At 51.4% G+C, this 23,361-nt stretch carries 15 protein-coding genes, 2 tRNA genes and 1 pseudogene; 9 read left to right on the plus strand and 9 right to left on the minus strand.

Annotation, left to right across the window (positions count from 1 at the left end):
* Positions 1–167: 167 nt before the first annotated feature.
* The 4 genes from JRI89_10065 (at position 168) to JRI89_10080 (ending at position 5,743) form a co-directional block, all read left to right on the plus strand.
* Positions 168–626, plus strand: a complete 459-nt coding sequence (locus JRI89_10065; GenBank protein MBW2071588.1) for a hypothetical protein — start codon at positions 168–170, stop codon at positions 624–626.
* Positions 511–1,998, plus strand: coding sequence for a S8 family peptidase (locus JRI89_10070; GenBank protein MBW2071589.1), 1,488 nt, complete (start codon positions 511–513; stop codon positions 1,996–1,998). The genes JRI89_10065 and JRI89_10070 overlap by 116 nt, the downstream gene beginning before the upstream one ends.
* 121 nt (positions 1,999–2,119) lie before the next feature.
* Positions 2,120–4,072 (plus strand): HD domain-containing protein, encoded by a 1,953-nt coding sequence (locus JRI89_10075; protein ID MBW2071590.1) that lies wholly within the window; start codon positions 2,120–2,122, stop codon positions 4,070–4,072.
* A 30-nt stretch (positions 4,073–4,102) separates the two neighbouring features.
* Positions 4,103–5,743 carry an ABC transporter substrate-binding protein gene (locus tag JRI89_10080; protein MBW2071591.1) on the plus strand — a complete coding sequence of 547 codons (1,641 nt, stop codon included), beginning with the start codon at positions 4,103–4,105 and terminating at the stop codon, positions 5,741–5,743.
* A gap of 164 nt (positions 5,744–5,907) precedes the next feature.
* Here the strand turns inward: JRI89_10080 and JRI89_10085 are convergent.
* A tRNA-Arg gene (locus JRI89_10085) sits at positions 5,908–5,983 on the minus strand.
* A gap of 347 nt (positions 5,984–6,330) precedes the next feature.
* Between JRI89_10085 and JRI89_10090 the strand changes: the two genes are divergently transcribed.
* From JRI89_10090 to JRI89_10100, 3 genes are all read left to right on the plus strand, one after another.
* Positions 6,331–9,441, plus strand: coding sequence for a PAS domain S-box protein (locus tag JRI89_10090; GenBank protein MBW2071592.1), 3,111 nt, complete (start codon positions 6,331–6,333; stop codon positions 9,439–9,441).
* 93 nt (positions 9,442–9,534) lie between these two features.
* The gene (locus JRI89_10095; protein ID MBW2071593.1) at positions 9,535–10,929 is read left to right on the plus strand and encodes a sigma-54-dependent Fis family transcriptional regulator; all 1,395 of its coding nucleotides are present in this window, start codon (positions 9,535–9,537) and stop codon (positions 10,927–10,929) included.
* 323 nt (positions 10,930–11,252) lie between these two features.
* Positions 11,253–12,392: a response regulator gene (locus tag JRI89_10100; GenBank protein MBW2071594.1), complete on the plus strand. Its 1,140-nt coding sequence runs from the start codon at positions 11,253–11,255 to the stop codon at positions 12,390–12,392.
* Here the strand turns inward: JRI89_10100 and JRI89_10105 are convergent.
* The 5 genes from JRI89_10105 to JRI89_10125 form a co-directional block, all read right to left on the minus strand.
* Positions 12,364–12,810, minus strand: coding sequence for an AsnC family transcriptional regulator (locus JRI89_10105; protein ID MBW2071595.1), 447 nt, complete (start codon positions 12,808–12,810; stop codon positions 12,364–12,366). The genes JRI89_10100 and JRI89_10105 overlap by 29 nt on opposite strands.
* Before the next feature lie 261 nt (positions 12,811–13,071).
* The gene (gene ahbD / locus JRI89_10110; GenBank protein MBW2071596.1) at positions 13,072–14,205 is read right to left on the minus strand and encodes a heme b synthase; all 1,134 of its coding nucleotides are present in this window, start codon (positions 14,203–14,205) and stop codon (positions 13,072–13,074) included.
* 60 nt (positions 14,206–14,265) lie between these two features.
* The gene (gene hemB, locus JRI89_10115; protein ID MBW2071597.1) at positions 14,266–15,240 is read right to left on the minus strand and encodes a porphobilinogen synthase; all 975 of its coding nucleotides are present in this window, start codon (positions 15,238–15,240) and stop codon (positions 14,266–14,268) included.
* A gap of 135 nt (positions 15,241–15,375) precedes the next feature.
* Positions 15,376–16,554 (minus strand): 12,18-didecarboxysiroheme deacetylase, encoded by a 1,179-nt coding sequence (gene ahbC / locus JRI89_10120; GenBank protein MBW2071598.1) that lies wholly within the window; start codon positions 16,552–16,554, stop codon positions 15,376–15,378.
* 29 nt (positions 16,555–16,583) lie between these two features.
* A complete protein-coding gene (locus JRI89_10125) occupies positions 16,584–18,374 on the minus strand; it encodes an AAA family ATPase (GenBank protein MBW2071599.1) in 1,791 nt (596 codons plus the stop codon).
* Positions 18,375–18,775: 401 nt separating this feature from the next.
* On the opposite strand from JRI89_10125, the gene JRI89_10130 reads away from it, so the two are divergent.
* Positions 18,776–18,851: transfer RNA gene (locus JRI89_10130), tRNA-Lys, on the plus strand.
* 113 nt (positions 18,852–18,964) lie between these two features.
* Here JRI89_10130 and JRI89_10135 read toward each other — a convergent pair.
* Positions 18,965–20,131: an MFS transporter gene (locus JRI89_10135; GenBank protein ID MBW2071600.1), complete on the minus strand. Its 1,167-nt coding sequence runs from the start codon at positions 20,129–20,131 to the stop codon at positions 18,965–18,967.
* A gap of 157 nt (positions 20,132–20,288) precedes the next feature.
* Positions 20,289–20,722, minus strand: a pseudogene (locus JRI89_10140) (chromate resistance protein).
* Between the two features lie 436 nt (positions 20,723–21,158).
* Between JRI89_10140 and JRI89_10145 the strand changes: the two are divergent.
* Positions 21,159–21,605, plus strand: a complete 447-nt coding sequence (locus tag JRI89_10145; protein ID MBW2071601.1) for a hypothetical protein — start codon at positions 21,159–21,161, stop codon at positions 21,603–21,605.
* Positions 21,606–21,773: 168 nt separating this feature from the next.
* On the opposite strand, the gene JRI89_10150 is transcribed toward JRI89_10145, so the two are convergent.
* The gene (locus JRI89_10150; GenBank protein ID MBW2071602.1) at positions 21,774–23,204 is read right to left on the minus strand and encodes an FAD-dependent oxidoreductase; all 1,431 of its coding nucleotides are present in this window, start codon (positions 23,202–23,204) and stop codon (positions 21,774–21,776) included.
* Between the last annotated feature and the right edge of the window lie 157 nt (positions 23,205–23,361).

Here is a 23,361-nt window from a genome sequence, read left to right on the forward strand (position 1 = left end):
TTAACAGGGCATTTTTTTTCTAAAAGAATGTAATACAAATGACAGCTAAAGAAATACTAACCTTTTTACCAAGGAAAATGAAAGAGTGAATTCGCTGTTTTTCATCGAGATTATTTTCTCAGAGACTCCAATTTCTCCTGAACTTCCTTGGACAAAGGAGGAGAGTCATGAAGGCTGACAAATTGGTATTCATGGTTTTAGCAATTGTGCTCATGTGGTGCGGGCTTTCTGGAAACACAGTCCAGGCGAAAGACACCACGATGAGCAAGAAGATTGTTGTATTTTACGAAGAGGTCTCGCACGAGCAGGTGCTGGCGTATGCTGAAGAGTGGCAGGATGCCGGAGTTTCCGTAATTACGGAGCTTCCCTTCATTAATGGTCTTGTTCTGGCAGTACCTGCAGAAATCTCTTCGGCTGAGCTGGCAGATGACCCACGAGTTTTGAGTGTTGAAGACAACCAGACGGTGCATATCCAGGCCATTAGTGCTACAGCGGATGGTGGAGCAGCGGATGGTGGAGCAGCGGATGGTGGAGCGGCAGATGGTGGAGCAGCGGATGGTGGAGCAGCGGATGGTGGAGCAGCGAGGAGCCGCGGACGGTGGCGCTGCAGATGGTGGTGCTTATGATTCACCGCCCTCGTGGAGCCTTATCGAACCAGTCCCTGAGCCACCTGAGGATCATCGCCCCTGGGGAATACTCAAACTCTATGATCAGTTTGAAAGTCCAGGGTTACTCACAGATTATTTCGACCCGGACCGAGTGCCGATGGTGATAAAGCTGGCGTTGCGTCGTCTGCAAAAAGAGAGAATACGAGTGGCCATTCTGGACACTGGTGTTGATTATACACATCCCAGTCTTTCTGGCAAGATTATGGGTGGATTTGACGTCTTCACTATGACGCCGGGTTTGCCAGAAGATGACAACGGCCATGGCACGCACATCGCTGGAACAGTGTGCTCGCGTCTAGAGAATGATCCATTTGGCCTTGCACCTCCGGTGGAGCTTTACGCGGTTAAGATACTGGACAGGTATGCAATGGGCGATCTTTTCAACATCATCATAGGACTCAAATGGGCCATTGATAATCATATGGATATTGTCAATATGAGCATCGGCTATCGTGAGGACAGCCAAGCCATTCACCTGGCAGTAAGAAAGGCTTATGAGGCAGGGGTGATCATGATAGCAGCGGCTGGAAATCATTCTAATTGGGACGCTCCAGCCCCGGTAGCAGCTGCAGACGGTGGAGCCGCAGATGGTGGTGCAGCAGACGGTGGAGCAGCAGACGGTGGGGCCGCAGATGGTGGTGCTGCAGACGGTGGTGCTGCAGACGGCGGTGCTGCAGACGGTGGGGCGGCAGAAAGCGGCGGCGCCGGTTCCCAGGATGCCCTCAGCCGGTATGCAGTGATGTACCCAGCCCGTTATCCAGAGGTCATTGCTGTTGGGGCAAGCAATCAATACGGAGAAATTACTGCATTCACCAATAGTGGAGAAGAGTTGGATTTGACAGCACCGGGAACGCACATCGTATCCACCAACGTATGGAAGTGGAGTGGGTTCGGCATCTGCAGTGGAACCAGTATGGCAGTTCCGCATGTGACTGGAACAGTTGCTATGATGCTCGCCATGGACCCAAAACTTAGTCCTGACAAGGTACGGGAAATCTTGAAGGAAACAGCAGATGAGCTTGACTTCGCAGCAGGTGTCGGTGTGGGTGATCTGAATTTGACTGCGGCCCTTAAGAGGGTTTGGTCTGAATCATTTATGAAGGCTTGGAAGAAATCGTTCAAGAAGCACTACAAGGTGGCCGAGAAAGAAGATGGGTTGAGTGACCATGACGCGTGGTATGACGATAATGATTGGTGTACTAGAAAGACCCCGGACTCAAAACGTTATAAGCGGGCAAGTCTTTGCGAGATTCTCGAAAGATCTCATGCAACCATGGTCAATAAGTGCTGCCAAGAAACTAATATGATTCAAGGTGTGGGAGGGAAGTAAGCTCATGGTGAAGCCATCAATTGACAGAGCGCATGGCATTACCCCGATGAATTTTTCTTGGATTTTTTGGTCACACGCCAAACCGTGAGCTGCCCTTGATTGCTCCCTCAAGGGGGATCTTATGGGAAAGAAAACTGTTGCTAAGCCTCTTAAACAAGGCATCAGGATTCGCCTGCATACCAAGTTTATGATAGGCATCATCATCCTCGAGTGCTTGCTAATGACCGCCACCATTCTGGTGGTGGAACACAGAATGAGAGATTCAATTCTGGATGAATTTCTCAAACGTGGACTTTCTGTGGCTAAGAATCTGGCAGCAGTGAACGCCAACTATGTCGCTACTTACAACTATGTAAATATAGAACAGAGTGTTGAAAAAATTAGACAAGAAAATGGTCTGGCGTATGCAATGGTTTTACTTTTTGACGGGGAAGTAGCAGCTTATAGTGGCAGAGCGGAGATAGAACAGGAAGTATTGCATGGTGTGATGAACAATCGGGCTCTCAAGGCCGAAAAAACCCTGGTGCAATACGGTACGTTCGGCATGACGCAGAACGAGTATTGCGATATCACCTCTCCGATTCTCCTGAAAGGAGAAAAATGGGGCACAGTGAGAGTGGGATTTTCACTCAAGGATATGCATGCAGCTGTGCTGAAGACCCGCAAGGTTCTGTTTGCCCTTGGGCTTGTTGCCGTGGTCACCAGTTGTTTTTGTTGTCTCTTGCTGGCACGACGCATTACCAGGCCAATCGGGAACCTGGTGGAAAGTGTTGAGGCCATATCGAACGGGGAGTATGAAAGAGAAATTCACATTACCACCAACGATGAAATCGGCTACCTGGGAAGTCGATTTGCCGCTATGCAGAAGACGTTGAGAGAGCACATTGAACTTCTCACCGACACCAACCTGGAGTTGACCCAAAGCAATCAGCGTCTTCAAAGTCTGTTTCAACTCAGCCAGGCCATGAACGCCTTTCAACACCAGGATAACCTTTATGATTTGATTCTGGAAGCTGCCCTTACCGCCACTGGAGCAGTTGAGGGTTCTCTAACATTAGTTGATCATGATTACGAGGTGAGAGTAGTGGCTGCTGCCGGGAATCAGAACTCAACAGAATTCGGTCTGCAAGGTCGTAGCGACGACAGGGCAAAAGAGTATCATAACAGCCATGAAAGTCTTGTCAGTGGGGCAGCCGTACGACCATTGCTTCTGCAGTTACAGCACTTCCAAAAGGATATGCCTTTTTGCACCATGCAGATCGATGGAGAGCCAGAACTGGAGTTGCTTTCCATACCTTTACAGCAGGGAGACAGACTTCTGGGGTTTATAAATCTTACCAGGAGAAGGAAGGATGAGGAAACGAACGCTCAGGAAATGAAGACCCTTTCAATTCTAAGCAGGCACGCTACAGCGTCACTGGAGAACAAGAAACTCTTTATTCGGCTGGAAGAAGCCTATCTCAGTTCTATCAGATCTCTGGCCAAGACTCTGGAATTCAAAGATCAATATACTCACGGCCATGCAGAGAGAGTTGCCGAGATATGCATGAAAATCGGTAAGCGGATGAAAATGGACAAGAAGTCGCTGAAAATACTTCATAATGCAGCATTGCTCCATGACATTGGTAAGATTGGCATTATGGAAAAGATTCTCAACAAAGGGAGCTCTCTCGAGGCAAGCGAGTGGAATGAAATAAAAAAGCATCCAGTCTTTGGCGAGGAGATCCTCAAACCCATATTCTCGCTTCGGGAAGAGTGCAAGATCGTCCGCCACCACCATGAGAGAGAGGATGGCAGAGGATATCCAGATGGACTTTATGGCAATCGGCTTTCTCTGTCTGAAAAAATAATCATCGTTGCCGATGCTTTTGATGCAATGAATTCTAAGCGTGCTTATCGCTCCCCCCTTGAGGCAGCCGTCATCAAGGAAGAACTCGAGATTAACAAGGGGAGCCAGTTTGATGCAGAGGTAGTAGATGTTCTGCTGGAAATACTGGAGGAGGACGGCCGTTCGAGCATTCCCCATTCACACAAAATTGTCCCCCTGCATGTCCCCACCCACGATATTTGTTGATGGGCATGGTGTTGGGAAAAAGGAGAAGCCATGATCAAGTCTCATTGTCTAAAGTATCTAGGATATTGGACACTTTTTCCCTTGCTGTTGTTTTTCAGCTGCATTCCCTGTGCAAGTGCAGCTGGTTCACCGGCGGAAAAATACGGGGGCGAATACCGGATTCCACTGGCCAGTGAACCTTCTTCGCTCGATCCGGCTTTTATCACTGATATATATTCAGTGAACGTGGCCATGAACTTATTTGACGGCCTGGTCGAATTTGACAGAGATCTCAACATAGTTCCTGCTATTGCAAGGGTGTGGAAAATCTCCAGAGATCACCGGACGTATACTTTCTTCCTTCGCAGGGGAGTGAAATTTCACAACGGTCGTGAGGTTACAGCCAAGGATTTTGTTTTTTCCTTTAGCAGGATCCTCAGCCCGGAGACAAAATCACCGGTGGCTTCATTGTTTCTGGGTATTCAGGGCGCCAAAGAATTTCGTCAAGGAAGAAGTCAGTCCATCAGCGGTCTGCGGGCACCAGATGCCTACACCTTGAAGATTCAGCTCAAGGAACCATTTGCGCCTTTTCTATCCATCCTCGCCATGGCCAACGCCAAGGTGGTGGCAAGAGAGACAATAAAGCCAGGATTTGGGCATCACCCTGTGGGCACTGGCCCCTTCGTCTTCCAGGAATGGCAGCCAGGCAAGGAAATTATTCTTTCAGCTAATGAAAACTACTACGCGGGCAGGCCTTATCTGGATACCTTGCACTTTCGAATTTATCCAAATATCGAATGGGAGAAAATTTTTGATGATTTTCAGGAAGGTTTTTTGGACCAGTCAATTATTCCCAGCAGCAAGTACGATCTCATTACCTCTGATAACAGTTATCGACAGCGCTATAATCTGGTCAGCAAACCTACTTTGAATCTGGTTTATCTGGGTATGAATGTAACTACCCCCCCATTTCGCGACTACCGTGTTCGCCAGGCAATATCCTATGCAGTAAATGTGGAAGCAATTGTGCGGAACATCACCAAACGAGGCAGCATTCCCGCCAAAGGGATCTTGCCGCCTGGCATAGCTGGTTTTGATCCTCATTTCAAGGGCTACAATTACGATCCAGAAAAAGCGAAAGCCCTTCTACGAGAGGCGGGTTTCCCTGGCGGTCGAGGCATCCCTCCCATAGAAGTGTGGACGGTTTCCAAGGCTGACAGCGTGCAAAGAGAATTGCAGGCGTACCAGCGCTATTTGGCCGAAGTCGGCATACGCCTGGTCCCCAGAGTGGCAAAAAATTGGAGTGAATTCATAAAGCTTATCAATGAAAAGAAAGCCCCCATGTACTATGCGGCGTGGTATGCTGATTATCCTGATCCAGACAATTTTCTCTATGTCCTCTGTCATTCCAAGAGCAAGACTAACCGAATGGGCTATCACAACACCAATGTGGACAAACTGTTGGAGCAGGCGAGACGAGAAACTGACTACATGAAAAGAATAGAGCTATATCGGCAAGTCCAGAGGATCGTAATGGCAGAAGCGCCCATCATTACGCAGCACGTCAACAGCTTCAATTATCTTTTTCAACCTTGGGTAAAGGGCGTAGAAGTCAGCTACCTGGGGGCAGCATATATTCCCTTTAGGGCAGTCTGGATAGAAAAGAACAGAGGTGAAAAGAGCAGAAAGTAAATTGGATGAAAAGCAAGAGATAGAAGAAGGATGGAGTGGCAAGTCTGCTCATTATCTGCCATTTGCCCAGAGGAGAAAGGCCCTGCCTCAGGAAGGAGCATCACAACAGTCAATGAGATGCTGCTATTTCGAAGTGGTGTGACTACATTTGGTGATCAGTCATATGGAGGGCGACCTGGGAATCGAACCCAGGACCTTTGGTTCCGGAGACCAACGCTCTATCCACTGAGCTAGTCGCCCTCTGGTCAGCGGCTGCGCCTGTTGCCAGGCGGGCATGAAGGGACGCTGTTATCTCTATCATGCACTCTGAGGCTTGTCAACTGAGCGAAGAGCCGCGCAGACTCGTGTCTGAAGGCAAATGGTGGAGGCCCCAACTTCTGCTGCTGTCGGCGGCAACAACAGTAGTAATTCTCTGCAAAGAAAGAGACCCATTTGTCGGTTATTCCATCTTGTTAATGTTTCATTGAAATCTTTTCCAGGAGATGATAAGGTGGCTTCCGCAATGATTGGACAGTGCCCTTGATTTCTTGTGGGCCTGCCAGTGCTGATCTATTTACGCAATGCAGAGGTAGGCGATCGAATCTCCCATGAGCCTTACCAAGCCCTTACCCTGGTCGCGGACATACCAAGAGTCAAGAAAGATCCTCATTGTGGAGGACGTTTCAGAGGTAAGAGAACTCTGCAAAGATCTTGTCTGCGCACTCGGTATGGAAGTATGCACTGCCGCCGATTCCTCTCAAGCCAAGAAACTCCTGAGCCAGGACAAGTTCTCCCTGATAATCAGCGACATATCCATGCCGGAAATGGACGGTTTGCAGCTGACTAAATTCGTAAGGGAGCACTATCCTGAAACGGACGTCATCCTCATGACCGGCTTTCACATGCGCTATTCATACGACGATGTCCTGGAAGCCGGCGCAGTGGATTTCATCCAGAAACCCTTCAGTAAAGAAGAGTTTGAGGCCAAGATCAAACGGCTGCTGAGGGAGCGCAGGCAATTTCAACTTGTCAGGCGCTCCGAACAATATTTGAGGAGTCTGCTCCACAACATTCCCGGCGTGGTTTTTTATCTGTTGCCAGACGGCAGCGTAGAATTCGTAGACAATAAAATATCTGAGCTTACGGGATATAGTGCCTCTTCCTTGAGCAATGGCATGGAGATGTGGAAGGTGCTCAGGACCGAAAAGCAGCACAACGCTTTTTCGGTAGATGTGCTCGAACGTCTCGCCCATGGCCGTGATAGTTTGGTGGAAGAATTTCTCATCTATAGCCGCGATGGCCAACAAAAATGGGTGCAATTGCGCTGTCAGGCGGTGCGCAACAGCCAGGGAGAACTGGAACAGGTGAGCTGCATGCTCTTCGATATAAGTCAACAGAAGCGCATAGAAGAGCGCACTGTTTTCCTGAACCGCCTCTTTCTCAGCCTGGGCACGGATCACAGCGCCAACATGCATCTGATCATCCGGCAAGCCGGCATCTTGCTGCAGGCCTCACATTCGTTTTACTTCCAAGCTGAGGGCAAAGACAAAGAGGGCTTGCTGACGATGGTCCAGGTGAGCCCCGAGGCTGAAGTAAAGGAGCAGAGACAGGCAGTGGGTCCGTTGCTCGCCAGAATGATGACCGCTTCTACGGACCGGCCTCAGCTTCTCGAAAACCTGAAGAGATTCCCGGATATGTTGCAGGATGACCTCGTGGAGCACTACCGGTGGACCTGCTGTCTGGGCACCTCCCTGGAGCTCGGGGATCATGGCCGGGGCGTCTTCTGCGTTGCTTTTGCTGATGCCCGCCTGGTGTCAGCAGATGAGATTGCCATTTTTTCCATGCTGGCCAAGGCCCTGGAGGTGGAAAAAGAACGCAAAGAATTGCAGGAAGCCCTTGTGCGTTCTGAAGACAAATACCGATCTCTGGTTGACGGAAATCTTTATCCCATAAGCATTATCGACGGTGGCCAGAAAATCCGCTACTGCAACAGAGTTATGGCAGATATGTTCAAGTACAGCAAGCCCTCCTCATTGCTGGGAGAAGATTTTTCCGCTCTGTTTCATCCTGACGACCGCTACAAAATTGGAGAGTTGGTTCAAGATCTGGCAAAACAAACGGGTGAGCACTGGCGACAGGCACTCGAGATGAAAGGGATGCGGTCAGATGGCACTACTCTGGATATTCGACTCAAGGCAGGTCGTATCTTGTATGACGGCCAAGCCGCCATTCAGGCCATCCTGGAAGACGTAACTGAGAGGAAGCAAACAGAACAAGCGTTGCGGGATTCCGAACAGAGGTACAGGGCCCTGGTAGAGGGAGCCAATGATGCGGTCTTCCTGGAGACCTTTGACGGCTGCATAGCAGACGCGAACTCCAGGGCATGTAAGATGCTGGGATACAGCCGCAGTGAATTGCTGCGTATGAAAATGGCTGACCTGGTGCGAGGTGCAGGTGAAGGCGCCTTCAGGGCATCGCAGCAAAGAGAACCCCTCCAGCATCTGGAAGAAACCATGGTGCACAAAGACGGCAGTTGGGTTCCTGTGGAGGTGAACACCTCTGTGTTGCAGCTCAAGGGCGAGAAATACCTGTTGTCGGTGGTAAGAGATATAACGCTGAGAAAGGAAAAGGAGCTCCGACAAAAGCACCTCGAGCAGGCCATCCTTGAGAGCAAAAAGAGACTGATGGCTGTCTTTGACGGTATCATGTCGCCATTGAGCATTACAGATCTGGATCACAACATTATCATGGTGAACAAGGCGACGGCTTCGTTGTTCGGCAAAAAAATTCAACGGCTCATTGGTCGCAAGTGCTATGAAGCCTTTCGGGGTGAAGATGAGCCATGTCAGAACTGTGCCGTCACAGATACTATTCGGACCGGCAAACCCTCGCATCGTGTCAGCACCAATCCCACTATCAATCGAACTATCGAAGAATACACCTATCCCATTTATGATGCCTCGGGCAACTTGTCTCTGGTGATTGACTATGGTATCGATGTGACCGATAAGATAAGGATGCAAAAACAGCTGCTGCAGGCTGACAAAATGGCCTCTCTGGGCACGCTGGCGGCAGGTATCGCTCATGAGATAAGAAATCCTATGGCCACCATCAATCTAAATACCCAGATACTCCTTCGTGATCTGCAACTGGATAGAGAACATCAGGTCTATATGCTCGACATCCAGAAAGAAATCAAGAAGATCGAGCGTATCATATCGGAGATTCTAGAGTTTTCCAAACCAAAGCCGGCACATCTCGTGGAGACCAACATAAATGAAGTTGTTCAGAGTGTCCATGAACTCACCAGAGTGCAGTTGCGGAAGCATGGGGTGGCGGTCAATTTGGACCTGGCAGAAGACCTTCCCGCCGTACTGGTGGACCCCAGTCAAATCTCGCAGGTAGTGATCAATCTGGTGATCAATGCCATGCAGGCCATGCCCGAAGGCGGCAATCTGATGGTCGCCACCAGATTGGACCCGGACAGCGGGCGAGTGGAGATGGTGGTCAAGGATACAGGAGTTGGCATACCTGGAGAGAATATTGACAAGATATTCGATCCCTTTTTTACTAACAAACCTGAAGGAACAGGATTGGGATTGGCCATCGCTCGGCAGATTCTAGATAAGAATCAGGCTACTATCCAGCTGGAGAGTGAAGTAGGTAGGGGAACGACATTTTCCATCCAGTTCAAGACACTGGATTGCGGCCAGAGTTAGAATTACCTGGAATACAAAGAACTGCTGGCTGTCAAAGATCAGCGTTTATGCACAATCACTTTCTAGCCAACAGTGCACGGGAATAAAGAAAAAATGAATGATGCGTCCTACAAGGTTCTCATTGTCGACGATGAGGCGTCTTTCCGCACTTCATTGCGGGGAGCCTTGAAAAAAGACTATCAGGTGGCAGAAGCTGGCAGCAGCGATGAAGCCATAGCCCAAGTAGTGGAATCTCCACCGGACGTGGTGCTGCTCGATATTTCCATGCCAGGTACTGACGGACTGGAAACACTGCGCAAACTCCGGGAAATAGATGATTATCTGGCGGTAATCATGGTGACTGCCCATGGAGAAATCAAGAATGTGGTTCAGGCGGTCAACCAGGGTGCTGTGGACTATCTGACCAAGCCCATTGATCTGGACGAACTCTACATTGCCATTGGCAAGGCTCTGGAACGTTTGCGTTTCAAACGAGAGATTTCTTCTTTACGGCGGGAGTTGAGCCAGGAATACAATATCGAGAATCTGATAGGCAAGAATCCTGAGTTTCTGCGGGCGCTCTCCATGGCTAAAAGAGTGGCCAAGAGCCCGGATGCGAGTGTCTACCTTGGTGGAGAGAGCGGTGTAGGCAAAGAGCTTTTTGCTCGGGTCATCCACTTCAACAGTCCCAAAGCTTCGGCTCCTTTCGTGGCGGTAAACTGTGCGGCCATAAGCAAGGATGTTGTCGAAAGTGAACTGTTCGGATACCGACGCGGCGCATTCACTGGCGCCAATGTAAAGGGCAAGAGGGGATTTTTCGAGGAAGCCAACGGCGGCACCCTGTTGCTGGACGAAATGGCCGATTTGCCTCTAGACGTGCAAGCCAAGCTCCTGCGGGTGCTGGAAGAAAAAGAGTATTATCCTGTGGGTGATTCGCAGTCCAGGAAAGCAGATGTCAGAGTAATTGCCGCTACCAACAAGCCTCTAGAAAAACTCTGCGAAAATGGACAATTTCGTCAAGACCTCTACTTCCGGCTCGCCACCATCTCCATTCATATCCCTCCATTACGGCAGCGCAAGGAGGATATCCTGCTGCTTGCCAATTACTTTCTGGAGATTTTTAACAATAAATACGGCAAAAAATTCAGGCAAATTTCTCCTGAGGCTGCCCATATTCTGCAGAGTCATCCTTGGAAGGGAAATGTTCGTGAACTCAAGAATGCCATAGAGCGCATTACTCTGCTTGAAGACGGCCCACGGGTGGAGGCCGAACACCTTGATTTTCTGGTGCCAACCACTACTTCTGGCCCAGAGAGAAGTGAGGCCGGGGAGAGCGAATTCATGCCGGCCTCAATTCCCACAGAAGGAATCAAATTGGATGAGGTGGTCAAGCACCTCATTCGCACTGCCTATGAACAGACTGGCAAAAACCAGGTGCAAACCGCAAAGCTTCTGGGAATAACTAGAAATACCCTCCTTTATCGCCTCAAGAAATATGGCATCCGCTAGTGTTTCATAATGGCAGCTGTAGTCAACTCCAATTGGCCCTGGGACAATGCTTGTTTTGCATCACGGCTAAGGGCTTATTCGCATTACAATCTATTCTTCCAGGTGCAGAGCATGTGCGGGTTTTGAGCAAGCCCGCCGCCATTCCTTTTGGCCGCCTTCTTACAAGACAGATCAGATAATTTCAGGGTTTTCAACCACTTTGCCTTTTGGTGCGAGGCAGAGTGTTTTTGGCACAGCTTGTGCTTTTTGGCTGGACCGACTGATGTGCAACAACGCCGGAGCCCAACAGCTTCCTTGCAGCAAATGAGCAAAGGTGATTTTTTATGAAGATTCTTTTGGTTGAAGATGAACGGTCCATGCTCTTCACCCTTACCAACCTGCTCAAACAGCGTGGACATGAAGTTATTGCTGCAACCTCAGCAGAAAAGGGTCTCAATGATCTGGGAGAGCAACAGGTGGACCTGGTGATATCGGACCTCAGACTGCCTGGTATGGATGGCATCGGGTTGATAAAGAAAGTTAAAGAAAAATGCGAAGATGCAGTGCCGATAATTATCAGCGCCTATGGCTCCTTTGACAATGCAATAGACGCTCTGAAGCTGAACGTGTGTGACTTCCTCAGGAAGCCCTTTGATCTAGTCAGATTCGAAGAGGCCATTGCCAAGGCTGAAAGGCGTCGTTCAGAGCTGATTACCAGCAAGTCTTATCTCAGCCAGCTCCAGGAGAACCTTATTGACGAGGAGCGCAAACGCACAATTCTGTCGCGTTTCGTTTCCAGGCCTGTGGTAGAATCCATTCTCTCAGAGGCCAGAGAGCCTGCTCCCAGCGGCAAGACCCAGAAGGTATCTGTACTCTTTGTGGATATCAGCGGCTTCACAGGGTTGGCGGAAACTTTAGATCAAGAAAGCCTGGTCATGCTGCTGAATACCTTTTATTCAACTGTGGAGCCAGTGGTGCGCCAGAATGGGGGACTGCTGGACAAATTCATGGGCGACGGCATCATGGCCGTGTTCAGTGGTTCGACAGACGGCCAGAAGAGTTCTGTCCAGGCAGTATCTGCAGCAATTCAGATTCAGTTGCAGGCCGACAAGCTGCAGAGCCAGATGCAGCGATTCTCCTTGCCGCCTGTCACGCTTCATCTGGGAGTAAGCACGGGCAGGGCTGCGGCATGCAGTATTGGTTCCGAGGAGTTTGCCAACTATACTTACATCGGCGATGCCGTGAATTTGGCTAAACAACTGCAGGAACTTGCAAGGCCAGGGCAGATAGTCGCAAGTGCAGCAACGGTGAAGGAATTGAGCGAAGAACTGCAAAATGTGCCAGGGTTGCAAGGTCTACACCAGCTTCCCCCTCTGGAAATAAAGGGCCGCAGAGAGGAAGTGGCGGCTTATGAAGTTTCATATGATGGCAAAGCTGGGTCTGCTGGTGTTTGCTCTACACCTCGAAGTCAACGTGGATCTTGAAGATTCTTTCAGCCGGGAGGTTGAGAATATCTTGCACTTCTGTTTTGCGCGAAATTTCTGCCACCAACTGTTCGAGCTCAGCCTGTGAAGGTGCAATGAGGGTGAACCAGACATTGTATTCATGGTGGCGACGATAGTTGTGGGTTACTCCTCTGTAGCTGTTCACTACTTCCACAAAGGTTGCCATTTTCTCGGGCGGAACTTTGGCAGCGCACAGAGTGCTGGTATAGCCGAGACGCCTCGAATTGAAATTGGCGCCAATTCTGCGGATAATCATCTTATCTTTCAACCGCTGTACCCGGCGGATGATTTCTGCTTCAGGGTATCCTAACTTTTGCGCCAGGATTGCGTAAGGTCGGGGTGCAATGGGAAAATCGGACTGAATCTCATTGAGAATGGCGCGATCCACATCATCCATGCGGGTGTTGTCTTCCGTTTTTCTGGCGGATTTCATCAGACTGCTCTCCCTGTGCTGACGCCGAAGCGCCTTCTCTTACTGCAATATATTATTGGCAATTTCCATTTCGAGGGCTCAATAACCTTTTGCCAAATCGCTATTCTGGTGAGTCTGTCAGAATGCAGTCGATTTTATCACCGAGACGTAATCGTCGGCTGGTTTATGGCAGACATTGCGGAACTAGTACAGGTGCTTCGTGCCTCGCTGCTGACGAGACCTGGTTCACCGATGCGATGCTCTGCTGTCGAGAGGCGCAGACGGCTCTTTTGTTACCCGTTGCGGTTCGTAGGTGCACAGAGGTTCAGCGGCCAGATAATCTCCCGTAGCTTCGTAGGCGCGAGCTCTACACCCACCACAGACGCGCCGATATTCACAGACACCGCACTTGCCCTTGTACGAGTCCACATCGCGCAGCTTCTGCAAAATAGGGGAGTTTCGCCAGATTTCTCCCAGAGAAGCCTGACGCACATTGCCACAGTCGAGTTCAAGATAGCCGCATGGCTGCACCTGGCCCACATGGGAGAGAAAGAGAAAGCCCGTGCCCCCGAGGCAGCCGCGGGTTACTGCGTCCATGCCGTGCGTCTTGACCGTGACTTTTTGGCCCTCTGCCCGGGCCCTCTGGCGCATGATGCGGAAGTAGTGGGGCGCACAGGTAGCCTTGAGCTGCAAGGGCACCTTGCGGCGCTGGTCGTAGAACCAGTTGAGGGTTCGTTCATAGTCGGCGGCATCGATTTCCTGCTCCTTGAAATCCTTGCCGCGGCCGGTGGGTACCAACAGAAAGATGTGGTGCGCAACCGCTCCGAGGTCCAGGGCCAGAGCTTGAATTGCTGGGAGCTCATCCAGGTTCACTCTGGTGATAGTGGTATTGATCTGGAACTCGAGGCCAGCTTCTCTTAGAAAGGATATGCCATCCATGGCTCCCTGAAAGGCACCTGGCACCTGACGAAAACGGTCGTGGCTTGCAGCTGTAGCACCATCGATGCTGATGCTCACCCGTCTGATACCTGCCTGCTGCAAACGTGCGGTTACAGAAGAATCGAGCAGGGTGCCGTTGGTGGCCAGCACCATCCTGAGGCCTTTTTCAGTGCCGTAGGCGGCAATTTCAAAAAGATCGGCTCTCATCAATGGTTCCCCGCCGGTAAGTATGACGATGGGTTTGGCAAAGCCGCTCACATCGTCCAGCAGCTGTAGACACTCCTCGTGCGTCAATTCGTCGGCGTAAGGCTTGTCAACAGCGGCAGCCCGACAATGGACGCAGCTCAGATTGCAGGTCCTGGTAACTTCCCAGGCCAGAAGCCTCAATTCCGGTCCCGGTTTGCCCCTAGGTGCCTTGTTGCTTTGCGGATTGTTGGCCATTTGTTGAAAACCTTTCGAGCAAACGACAAGTACTGTCCGCAACAGACGGTTGCTCCAAATTTATCTGTTCAGCAGACGAGCTGCTTCTTTGGCAAAATAGGTAATTATGAGATCCGCTCCTGCCCGTTTGATGGCGAGAAGCACTTCCATCATCAAGAGCGGGCCGTCCAGCCAGCCTTTTTCAGCAGCCGCCTTGATCATAGAGTACTCACCACTGACATTATAGGCAGCCAGGGGCAGATCAAATTCCTGACGTGCTCTGCTGAGGACATCTAGATAGGCAAGCGCCGGTTTGACCATAACAATGTCTGCACCCTCCTCAATATCCAGACTGATCTCTCTGATCGCTTCTCTACTGTTGGCGGGATCCATCTGGTAGGAGCGTCGGTCCCCAAACTGGGGTGCTGACTCGGCGGCGTCGCGAAATGGTCCATAGAAGCTCGAGGCATACTTGGCGGCGTAAGCCATAATGGGAAGGTGCGAGAAGCCGTTGTCGTCGAGCCTTTGCCGTATAGCAGCCACCCGGCCGTCCATCATGTCGGAAGGAGCAACCATGTCCGCACCGGCTTCAGCATGTGACAGGGCGGTGCGTGCCAGCAGATCCAGGGTGGCATCATTATCAACATCACCCTCGCTGATCAGGCCGCAGTGTCCGTGGCTGGTGTATTCGCACAGGCAGACGTCAGTGATCACCAGCAGATTTGCCACCCTTTCCTTGAGTTGGCGCACAGCCTGCTGCACAATGCCGTCCCTGGCATAGGCCCCGGAACCCACCTCATCTTTTTCTTTGGGTATGCCAAAGAGAAGCACAGCAGGAACTCCTGAATCCCGTATCTCCGCGGCTTCTTTCAGAAGTTCATCCACCGACAGCTGAAAGACTCCCGGCATTGAGGCTACCGGTTTGCGCACCCGGGTCCCTGGCACCACGAATAGTGGGCATATGAAATCATGCGCCGCGAGGCTGGTTTCACGCACCATCTGCCGGAACAATTCATTGCGTCTGAGCCTTCGAGCTCTGTATCTGGGGAAGAACATTTTGCCTCCTGGTCAAGATCTGTGATGAACCGGGATAGACGAAGCCCTCCAGTTGATAGTAGCTGGTCATCTGGTATGTTTGCGGCTGTAGCTGGGAACAAGACTTCTCTCTGCTGCGGTATTCTAATTGACCTGTCAAGAGATCTCTTCTTCTGTGAGATAACAGGCAGGATCAGGCGCCCACAGATCTCCATAGATTGCTTCGGCGCGCACGCGAAAGTTGCCGCCGCAGACGTCGAGCCAGCGACAGCGGCTGCAGCGCCCTTTCACATGTAGCTTCTTGTTCTTGAGCTTTGCCATGAGTGGATTGGACAGATCGGTCCAGATCTCGCTAAACGGCCGCGAGCGAATATTGCCAAAGGAATAGTGCCGCCAGAACTGGTCGGCGTGCAATTCGCCGTCCCAACTCACACAGCCAATTCCTCTGCCCGAGTTGTTGCCTTCGTTCATTTGCAGGAGCTCTAGAACCTCTGTAGCCCTTGGGGAGCCCTCCCTGAGAAGCCGCAAGTAGAGATAGGGGCCGTCCGCATGATTGTCAACAGTGAGCACCTCTTTGGCTATGCCGCGAGCATGGAGAGAAGCGGTGCGGTCAATAATCAGGTCGACGGCTCGACGGGTCTCTTCGTGATTGAGATCCTCCTGGACAAGATTGCTTCCCCGGCCAGCATACACCAGATGGTAGAAGCAGACGCGCGGGATATTGTATTCTTCGAGAAGATCAAAAATCGCTGGAATTTCCGCCACATTGATCCGGTTCATGGTGAAGCGCAATCCCACCTTGATACCTGCCTCCTGGCAGTTCTTTATCCCCTCCATGGCCCGATCAAAGGCGCCTTTCACCCCGCGAAAGCGGTCATTTATCTCTCTGGTTCCATCCAGGCTGATTCCTACATAGGAGAGGCCGATCTCTTGCAACACCCCGGCCAGAGATCTGCTGATTAGAGTTCCGTTGGTGGAGATAACCGCTCTCATGCCCAGTTTTACCGCGTAGTCGGCCAATTCCACCAGGTCTTTGCGCATGAGAGGTTCGCCGCCAGAGAAGAGAATCACCGGTACACCGAAGCGGGCCAGGTCTTCGAGAAGCATTTTTCCTTCCCGGGTGCTCAGCTCCCCGGAGAAATGGTCATTGCGCGCTTGGGCATAGCAGTGGACACACTTGAGATTGCAGCGACGCGTAACGTTCCAGACTACTACCGGCTTCTTGTCTGCGGAAAACTGCAGCAGATGGGAGGGGAGGTCTTTCGATCTGCGGCCATAGCGAAGCGCATCCGAGGGCTCCACCGTACCACAGTATAGTTTAGATATGCCGATCATGGTAAGCCCAAATTAAAAGGATGATGCACTCAATCGCGCTGGCTTCCCCTGGGCACCAGAAGAGAGCCATCGCGATATGAGCTTCTGATCATTTCATTGATGAATGTTTCCGGATCCTGGACAGCTTCCGCCGTAATAATGAACTCTTGCTGGCCAGTCTTGTCCATGACCAGTTTGAGGGCATAGTCATAGTCGCTCGAAATTTTCCGGCAAATGGCGTCGGCGCTTGTTTCCTCGTCTACAGCACGGCGCAGTATTTCGTTTACCGCATCTTCTGAAAAGTGGATGCGGATTCTGTGCTTGCGGAGAAACTCCTGTTCAAAAGAGCGCACCTCACCAATGAGAGAGACAACGTCCTGGAACAGGTCGTCAATTTCTGTGCCGCTGCGCAGATGCCAGGAGACGATCATATCAAGCCGTTCTTCGGTGAAAGCATCCTCAAACCTGCGGCGGTAGTAGTCCCGGCGATCTTCTATACTCTGGGCTGCAGCTGCTTTGTCTCTTTCAAAGGCCTCTTGATAGCGCTGCCACAGCTGAGGATCATCTGGATTTGCCAGGATGTCAGCCAGGATCTTCTGGGGGTTTTCTACCACCTCGGGAGTGACCAGGAAGAAGTTTATGTCTGTAGACGGCAGCTTCTTCTCAAAAGGAATCACCACTTTTTCTAAAACACTTACCAGTCCACGAGCACCGGTACGCTCTTCATAGGCCCGGGCAGCCAACAGGCGAAGAGCCTCGTCCTCGAAACGAATATCGATGCCATAAGCGCGAAAATCTGCTTTCTTGGCATTGATTACCGGGTTCTTGGGATTCTTGAGAATCTGATAGAGGTCATCCGCTGAAAGTTCTTCCAATACGGCAACCACAGGCAACCTTCCGACAAATTCACTCTCGAAGCCATACTGGATCAGATCTTCTGCTTTGACCAACTTGAGATAGTACTCCTGCTCGTCTCTGCTGGCCAATTCGGCACCGAAACCAATGCCCTGTTTTTTCAAGCGCTTTTTCACAATATCTGTGAGTTCATTGAAAGCTCCGCTGACTATAAAGAGGATGTTGCGGGTATTGATGACGCGTTTTTCGCGCTTGCCAGTTTTGCGGTATTGCTCAATGGCCTGTATCTGTGAGATCGGATCATGGGGGACCTTGAGATCCACTTCCGTCTCTTCCATAGGCTTGAGCAGGGCGCGCTGCACTCCCGTACGGGAGACGTCAGGGCCAATGAGATTGGGAGTGGAGGCTATTTTATCAATTTCATCAATGTAGATGATGCCGTACTGGGCAAGTTCAATGTCATCGTTCGCCTCGTGCACCAGATCGCGCACCAGGTCCTCCACATCGCCACCCACATAGCCGGTTTCACTGAACTTGGTGGCGTCACCTTTGACAAAGGGTACTCCGAGCTTCTTGGCAATCAGTTTCACTATATAGGTCTTGCCGACTCCCGTGGGGCCAATGAGAATAATGTTGTTCTTGATGCGGCCCACGTCAGTCTGGTCCGCCCGCCGCTTGCTTCTGAGTTCGTGCTTGATTCTGTTGAAATGCGTACAGACTTTTGTAGCCAGGATAGCCTTGGCTTCATCCTGCTTGATGACATACTCGTTGAGGTAGCTTTCCAGTTCTTCGGGCTTCATATCAAAGTGAATCTTGTTCACAACATCGCCCTTGCCCCCTTCCTCCTCGGTGGTCTCCCGGGCAGGCTTTGGCACCATCATGGGCGAGACGATCTTGATGCGTCCTCCGTATTTCTTGGAGAGATATTCACTCAACTCTTTTTCAAGTTCTTTCTGATCCGGGACCTTGTATTCACCGTCACTCATAGATCACCCTGTATTTGCACCTTTCAGCCTTTAACAATATTATATACCCTCCAACCACGCTTGGGTCCATCCAATATAAACATTTCCTCCTGCGATTTCAAGCTGCTCAAACAGTTGTTTGTAAGAGTTAAACAATAATATCAACAGGATAATGTAACAAAAGCAGCTAAAGGCCTCAGAAGAACAGTCTCTTGACTCCCGGGCTTTTCAGATACAGAGGCTGCTGTAACACCCAGCAAGTCCTGTTGCTCGGCCACCACATCGCAGCCCTTCCAAGTCAGCTTTTCAGTAATTCAAGATTCATACCTTCAGTGGCAACAGAGTGATATGGCTGCCTGGAGAATTTTCTTGACACTATTTGGGGTGAATGCTACTAGTTTCCACCATAAAAGGAAAGCTTTGGGCCGTTAACTCAGTTGGTAGAGTATCTGCCTTTTAAGCAGAGAGTCGCTGGTTCGAGCCCAGCACGGCCCACCAATGGATGGCAAAACCGGGGGCGAAGGTCTCCGGTTTTTTTGTACTGCTAACTCCAGGATGTGCGGCAGGTTGCCTGCACGGTTCGTGAGATAGCCGAGGCAGACTTTATGCCCTCACCGAGAGGAAGCAGGCCTGACCCCCAGATCAGCCCCAAAGATGGCAAAAGAAAGAGTGCCAGCAACACCGAATGAAAAGGCAACGAGAAAATTGGTGGCCGGGCTGACCTGCCAGAGGAAAGCTCCACCAAAAGCAGCAATCGAGACGACCACATCCCGCAAAAGATAGTAGAGTCCGAACATGCCAGCCTTGCAGTCCTCCGGGGCCAAGTCCATAATGAGAGCCTTGCGCGTGGGTTCACCGAACTCCTTGAGCCCCCTCAGGATAAAGGCGAGCACCAGCAGCTCGAAAGACTGGCAGAAAAGCAGCGTTAGTGGAAACAGAGTGAAAAAGACAAAAGTCATCACCACAAAAGGTTTCTTGGTGCTTCTATCTGCCAGATACGCTACCGGCAGGTAAATCAGGACAGCGGTGGCCATTTCAACGCTGGTGAGCACGCCAAACTGGAGGGCAGTAACGGGTGAAGCAATAGTCTTCATACACCAGACTACCACAAAGGCGTAAGGAATCTGTTCGCAGTAGCGCACCAGAATATCTGAAACCAGAAGTCTTCGCAGATCTGGACTCATCAGACGATAAAGTTTGAGCGGATTTTTTTCTGGTACTGGAGTCCCCGAGTCTCCGGCCGCTGAGGGGGGATCCTCCTCAATTAGCTTCTGCTGCAGGACAATTGCCAGAACAGAAAGGAGCAGTGCTGCCACAAAGGCTGCTCGAACCCCGTTGCGCTCGCCCCATAGACCAATGCATACTCCTCCGAGGATCGGCCCCAGCGCCATGGGGAACCTGCGCACCAGAGAATGCATGGTCACGCCCATGGTGCGTTTGTTTGTAGGCAGCACCTTGGCAATGAGGCTCATGGTGGCCGGTAATGATATAGCTGTCCAGGAAATAAAGAGCGCCGCCCCTGCAATAACAGCCTGCCAGGCCGGGATCAGGATCACCACCAGAAAGCCGCACATGGCAATGATGTTGAAGATGAGCAGAGCTCGTTTAGTGCCGAAGCGGTCGGAGAGATAACCGCCGGGAAACGAGTAGAGCGCCGAAAGGAGGTTGTCCATGCCATTGAGAAAACCGATGGACAGGGCGCCACCGCCCAGAGCAAGGAGGTAGATGGGCAGGAACCTCTCGGCCATCCTCTCTCCCATACCCACCAGGACCACCATAAAGAGAAGACCAACAGTGCTTCTGGTAAGACCCAGGAAATCAGAGAGGCGGGCTAGCCGGGCCACACATCCTCCTTGGACGTAAGAGTGGATTTCTCCCTGAGCTCTTTGAAGGTCAAGTAGAGAAACCCTTGCAGGTAAGTTTGTCTACAGCCGGTCAAGATTTACTGGCCACCGCCAGGCTGCACCAGGTATAGAGAGCATCATATACCTCGAACTGCCTTGTCAAGTTTTCTTTATCGTCAGGGAACCGCAGACCATAGCCTGCTGCTATGGCCTCGAATCCAGCGGCCAGAGGATCTCTGTCCAGCCTGCGGCTGTCGGCTGCATTGATGATCCTGGCGAGCCTGAGAAGCGGCTTGTCTGTGAGGCCGTATTCGCGGATCATGACATCAAAGGTGCAAAGCTCCCCGTCATGGTCGAGCTCGGCTCCTGGCGCATCAAAAGTATGGCTCCTTCTTTTCCGGCAACCATCATCACCTGGCTCTTTGGAACGAAGAGAAACTCAGCTTCAGAATCGATGAACCGATTTATGAGCCACGGACAGGCCACCCTGTCCACATGTACATGAGAGCGAGTAATCCATTTCATTCAAAATTCTCCTTTTTGTCTATTTTTTTTGGATACTTTACCCGGTGGGCCAGACGGTAACCATAACCAACTGATAGTTGATTTGTCTTGGAAGGGGGCTGAGTGACATGGCTGAAAATCTGCTGCAATTTCAGTGGCTTCGGGTAGGCGAGATTGTTGGGCGTCGTCCTCTCGACATCTGATGTCTTCTCTATTATCATCAACACATCATGAGAACCACCATAAACATTGATGATCCTATCTTGAAAGAGCTCGAGGCAATCCAACAGAAGGAAGGTAAATCCCTCGGTCGCCTTATTTCTGATCTTTTAGCACAGGCTCTCGCCCGGTACAAATCGGCGGAACCTCCGAGCAGATCTCTGCAGTGTTTTTCCAGACCAAAGCTTCCGAGAAAGGAATCGCTCAGTTTACAGATAATCAACAAGGAGACGAGACATTGTTGACTTTTGAGGACTTTCAACCCGGAAGAGTTTTCAAGAGCGATTGGCACACGGTAACGGAAGAGGAAATCATTAGCTTCGCTCGGGAGTTCGATCCTCAGCAGTTCCACACTGGGGTGGCAGAGCGTACCCGTTCACTGTATCCGAGCGTTATTGCCAGTGGCTGGCATTCGGGCTCTCTGTGCCAGCGACTGATGGTGGCTTCTTTTCTGAGCAAGTCAGCCTGCCTCGGCTCTCCAGGCCTTGATTATCTCCGGTGGCCAGCGCCTCTGGCTCCTGATGATGAAGTGAGAGCGATATGTCAGGTAATGGAAGCGCGAGTCTCCAAGACCAGGCCCGGGATGGGCATTGTCAAGTTCGAGGTCACTCTGGCCACCAGACAAGGCAAAGTAGTGCTGCAGATGGCACCGAATGTCTTCATCAGCAGGGCTGCTGCTCTGTAAAATCGGCCCTATCTGGGTTCAATCTCTCTGGCGAGTCTGCCTGGTTGTTATAGCTCTTTCTTGCATGCTCGAGCCGATCGTTCATGTTGCCGTGGTAGGGCCTGGTAGAGCATAACTGGATTGTGCTGCCGGCTCCTGCACCTACCAGTAGACTGGCTGCATCCCGGGTCATGCTCTGACAGTCTTGTACCAGGGCAGCTGTGATCTGTCCACAGAGGCACAACAGTAGCGACGATGAATGCGGAGGGCTTCACGCTCACCTGCCAGCAGGGCTCCGTGCACTGTGCCATAATGCTCTTCGTGGGTGGCCTCGCCAGCAAAAAACAGGCGGTCGGCAACAGGTTCGGCCAGCACCTGCCGATCACTTTCTTTACCACCCATTGCACGATACGAGTAGCTTCCACGCGACCATGGATCAGACAACCAGCGGGTTAGTACATAGCCTTCCGGTGCCGGCAGTCGGACTGAGAACATGCGCTGCAATTGCGCCATTGCTTTGTCGCAGATTTGCCCATCAGAGCCATTTCTGTCCAAATCCGCTGCAGCTGTGCCACTCATGAACCCCATGATCACCGGTTCACCCACAAGTGACTGCAGGTCTGCCCACAGGGTAAAGATACCTCGATTTTGACGATCAACTGGCAGGACTGCGAGCCTCTCACTTACTGTGGGCCAGAATCTTCGGGGGAAGCGGAGCACTAGCTTGTTCAATACTGCTCGTCCTCCGAAGCCGATTCGCTCTATGGCTGCTCTCTTATTGGCTGCCAGGGAGGGCTCGAAGCACAGGCTGCCTGATTTCAGCACGCCCAGGGGTACGGCGATCACTACCGCCGCGGCAGAATAGGCTGCACCGGCTGCGGTAACTACCCTGACACCCTCCCTGTCCCAGACAATTTTGCTAACCTCCGCAGCCAGCCTGATGCTCAGGCCCCGGCAAACATTGCTGATCAGATCCTGGAAACCATGGGCAGGCACGAGATGCTTCTCTCTATATTCTCTGGGATCCCACTCCAGGAGACTCAATTCACTGGCTGGAGCGCCGAACACCGCTTCAGCCAGCCCCAGCAGCCATAGAAGAATTCGGCTGTCAACATCCTTGAGGCGGGGAAAGGTGGTAGCAGCTGCGATGCTTTGCTCCAGGGAAAGGTCCTTTGCCCTGCCAAGCAAATTGTTGAGCCGCAGGCCCATATAGGATTTGGTCAGAGCGATCATGGCACGCGCCACACCGCGTCGCCCACGCCACAGCAAGCGAGGGAGGCTTGACACGTGGCCGCGTTCATAAAAGTAGGTTCTTCCTCCAGGCCAGGCAAGCAAATCAATCCCAGCCACTGCCGACCAGGCGGTCAAAGGATTGTCTTCGGGCCCGTGAATCCAGGAAGCCCCCAGGTCACAGGGGATCCCAAGGAGGTGATCTGTCCAGATCCTGCCGCCCAGACGATTGCGAGCTTCAAACACCTCAACTGAGAATCCAGTATCGTGCAGGATACGTGCGGCAACCAGCCCTGACATGCCAGCACCGACAACAATAATGTGTGGCAATTGTTTCCTGGCTACCTTACCAGCGGTATGCAGTGTCCAGATTTCCGCTTTCCTGCTCATAGACAGCTGAGACTTTCCGACTGCCAGCAACTGTTGGCACAAACCGTCTGCTTTTGCAGTTCCTTTTCTGGCAGCTGGCAGAAAACTTCCCCGGATGCGGTGTTGACTTTACCATATATTGGCCTGCTGTTACCCTATTATTGTATCAACATCTGTA

It is taken from the genome of Deltaproteobacteria bacterium, from assembly GCA_019309045.1.
GTDB lineage: Bacteria > Desulfobacterota > Syntrophobacteria > BM002 > BM002 > JAFDGZ01.

What these genes read in the sequence shown, in the direction of transcription:
- ahbD (MBW2071596.1), bottom strand. Translation starts at nt 14,205, where the DNA reads ATGGCCAACAATCCGCAAAGCAACAAGGCACCTAGGGGCAAACCGGGA.
- JRI89_10100 (MBW2071594.1), top strand. Translation starts at nt 11,253, where the DNA reads ATGAAGATTCTTTTGGTTGAAGATGAACGGTCCATGCTCTTCACCCTT.
- JRI89_10075 (MBW2071590.1), top strand. Translation starts at nt 2,120, where the DNA reads ATGGGAAAGAAAACTGTTGCTAAGCCTCTTAAACAAGGCATCAGGATT.
- JRI89_10090 (MBW2071592.1), top strand. Translation starts at nt 6,331, where the DNA reads ATGAGCCTTACCAAGCCCTTACCCTGGTCGCGGACATACCAAGAGTCA.
- JRI89_10135 (MBW2071600.1), bottom strand. Translation starts at nt 20,131, where the DNA reads ATGGTGGTCCTGGTGGGTATGGGAGAGAGGATGGCCGAGAGGTTCCTG.
- JRI89_10125 (MBW2071599.1), bottom strand. Translation starts at nt 18,374, where the DNA reads ATGAGTGACGGTGAATACAAGGTCCCGGATCAGAAAGAACTTGAAAAA.
- JRI89_10070 (MBW2071589.1), top strand. Translation starts at nt 511, where the DNA reads ATGGTGGAGCAGCGGATGGTGGAGCGGCAGATGGTGGAGCAGCGGATG.
- hemB (MBW2071597.1), bottom strand. Translation starts at nt 15,240, where the DNA reads ATGTTCTTCCCCAGATACAGAGCTCGAAGGCTCAGACGCAATGAATTG.
- JRI89_10105 (MBW2071595.1), bottom strand. Translation starts at nt 12,810, where the DNA reads ATGGATGATGTGGATCGCGCCATTCTCAATGAGATTCAGTCCGATTTT.
- JRI89_10065 (MBW2071588.1), top strand. Translation starts at nt 168, where the DNA reads ATGAAGGCTGACAAATTGGTATTCATGGTTTTAGCAATTGTGCTCATG.
- JRI89_10080 (MBW2071591.1), top strand. Translation starts at nt 4,103, where the DNA reads ATGATCAAGTCTCATTGTCTAAAGTATCTAGGATATTGGACACTTTTT.
- JRI89_10150 (MBW2071602.1), bottom strand. Translation starts at nt 23,204, where the DNA reads ATGAGCAGGAAAGCGGAAATCTGGACACTGCATACCGCTGGTAAGGTA.
- ahbC (MBW2071598.1), bottom strand. Translation starts at nt 16,554, where the DNA reads ATGATCGGCATATCTAAACTATACTGTGGTACGGTGGAGCCCTCGGAT.
- JRI89_10095 (MBW2071593.1), top strand. Translation starts at nt 9,535, where the DNA reads ATGAATGATGCGTCCTACAAGGTTCTCATTGTCGACGATGAGGCGTCT.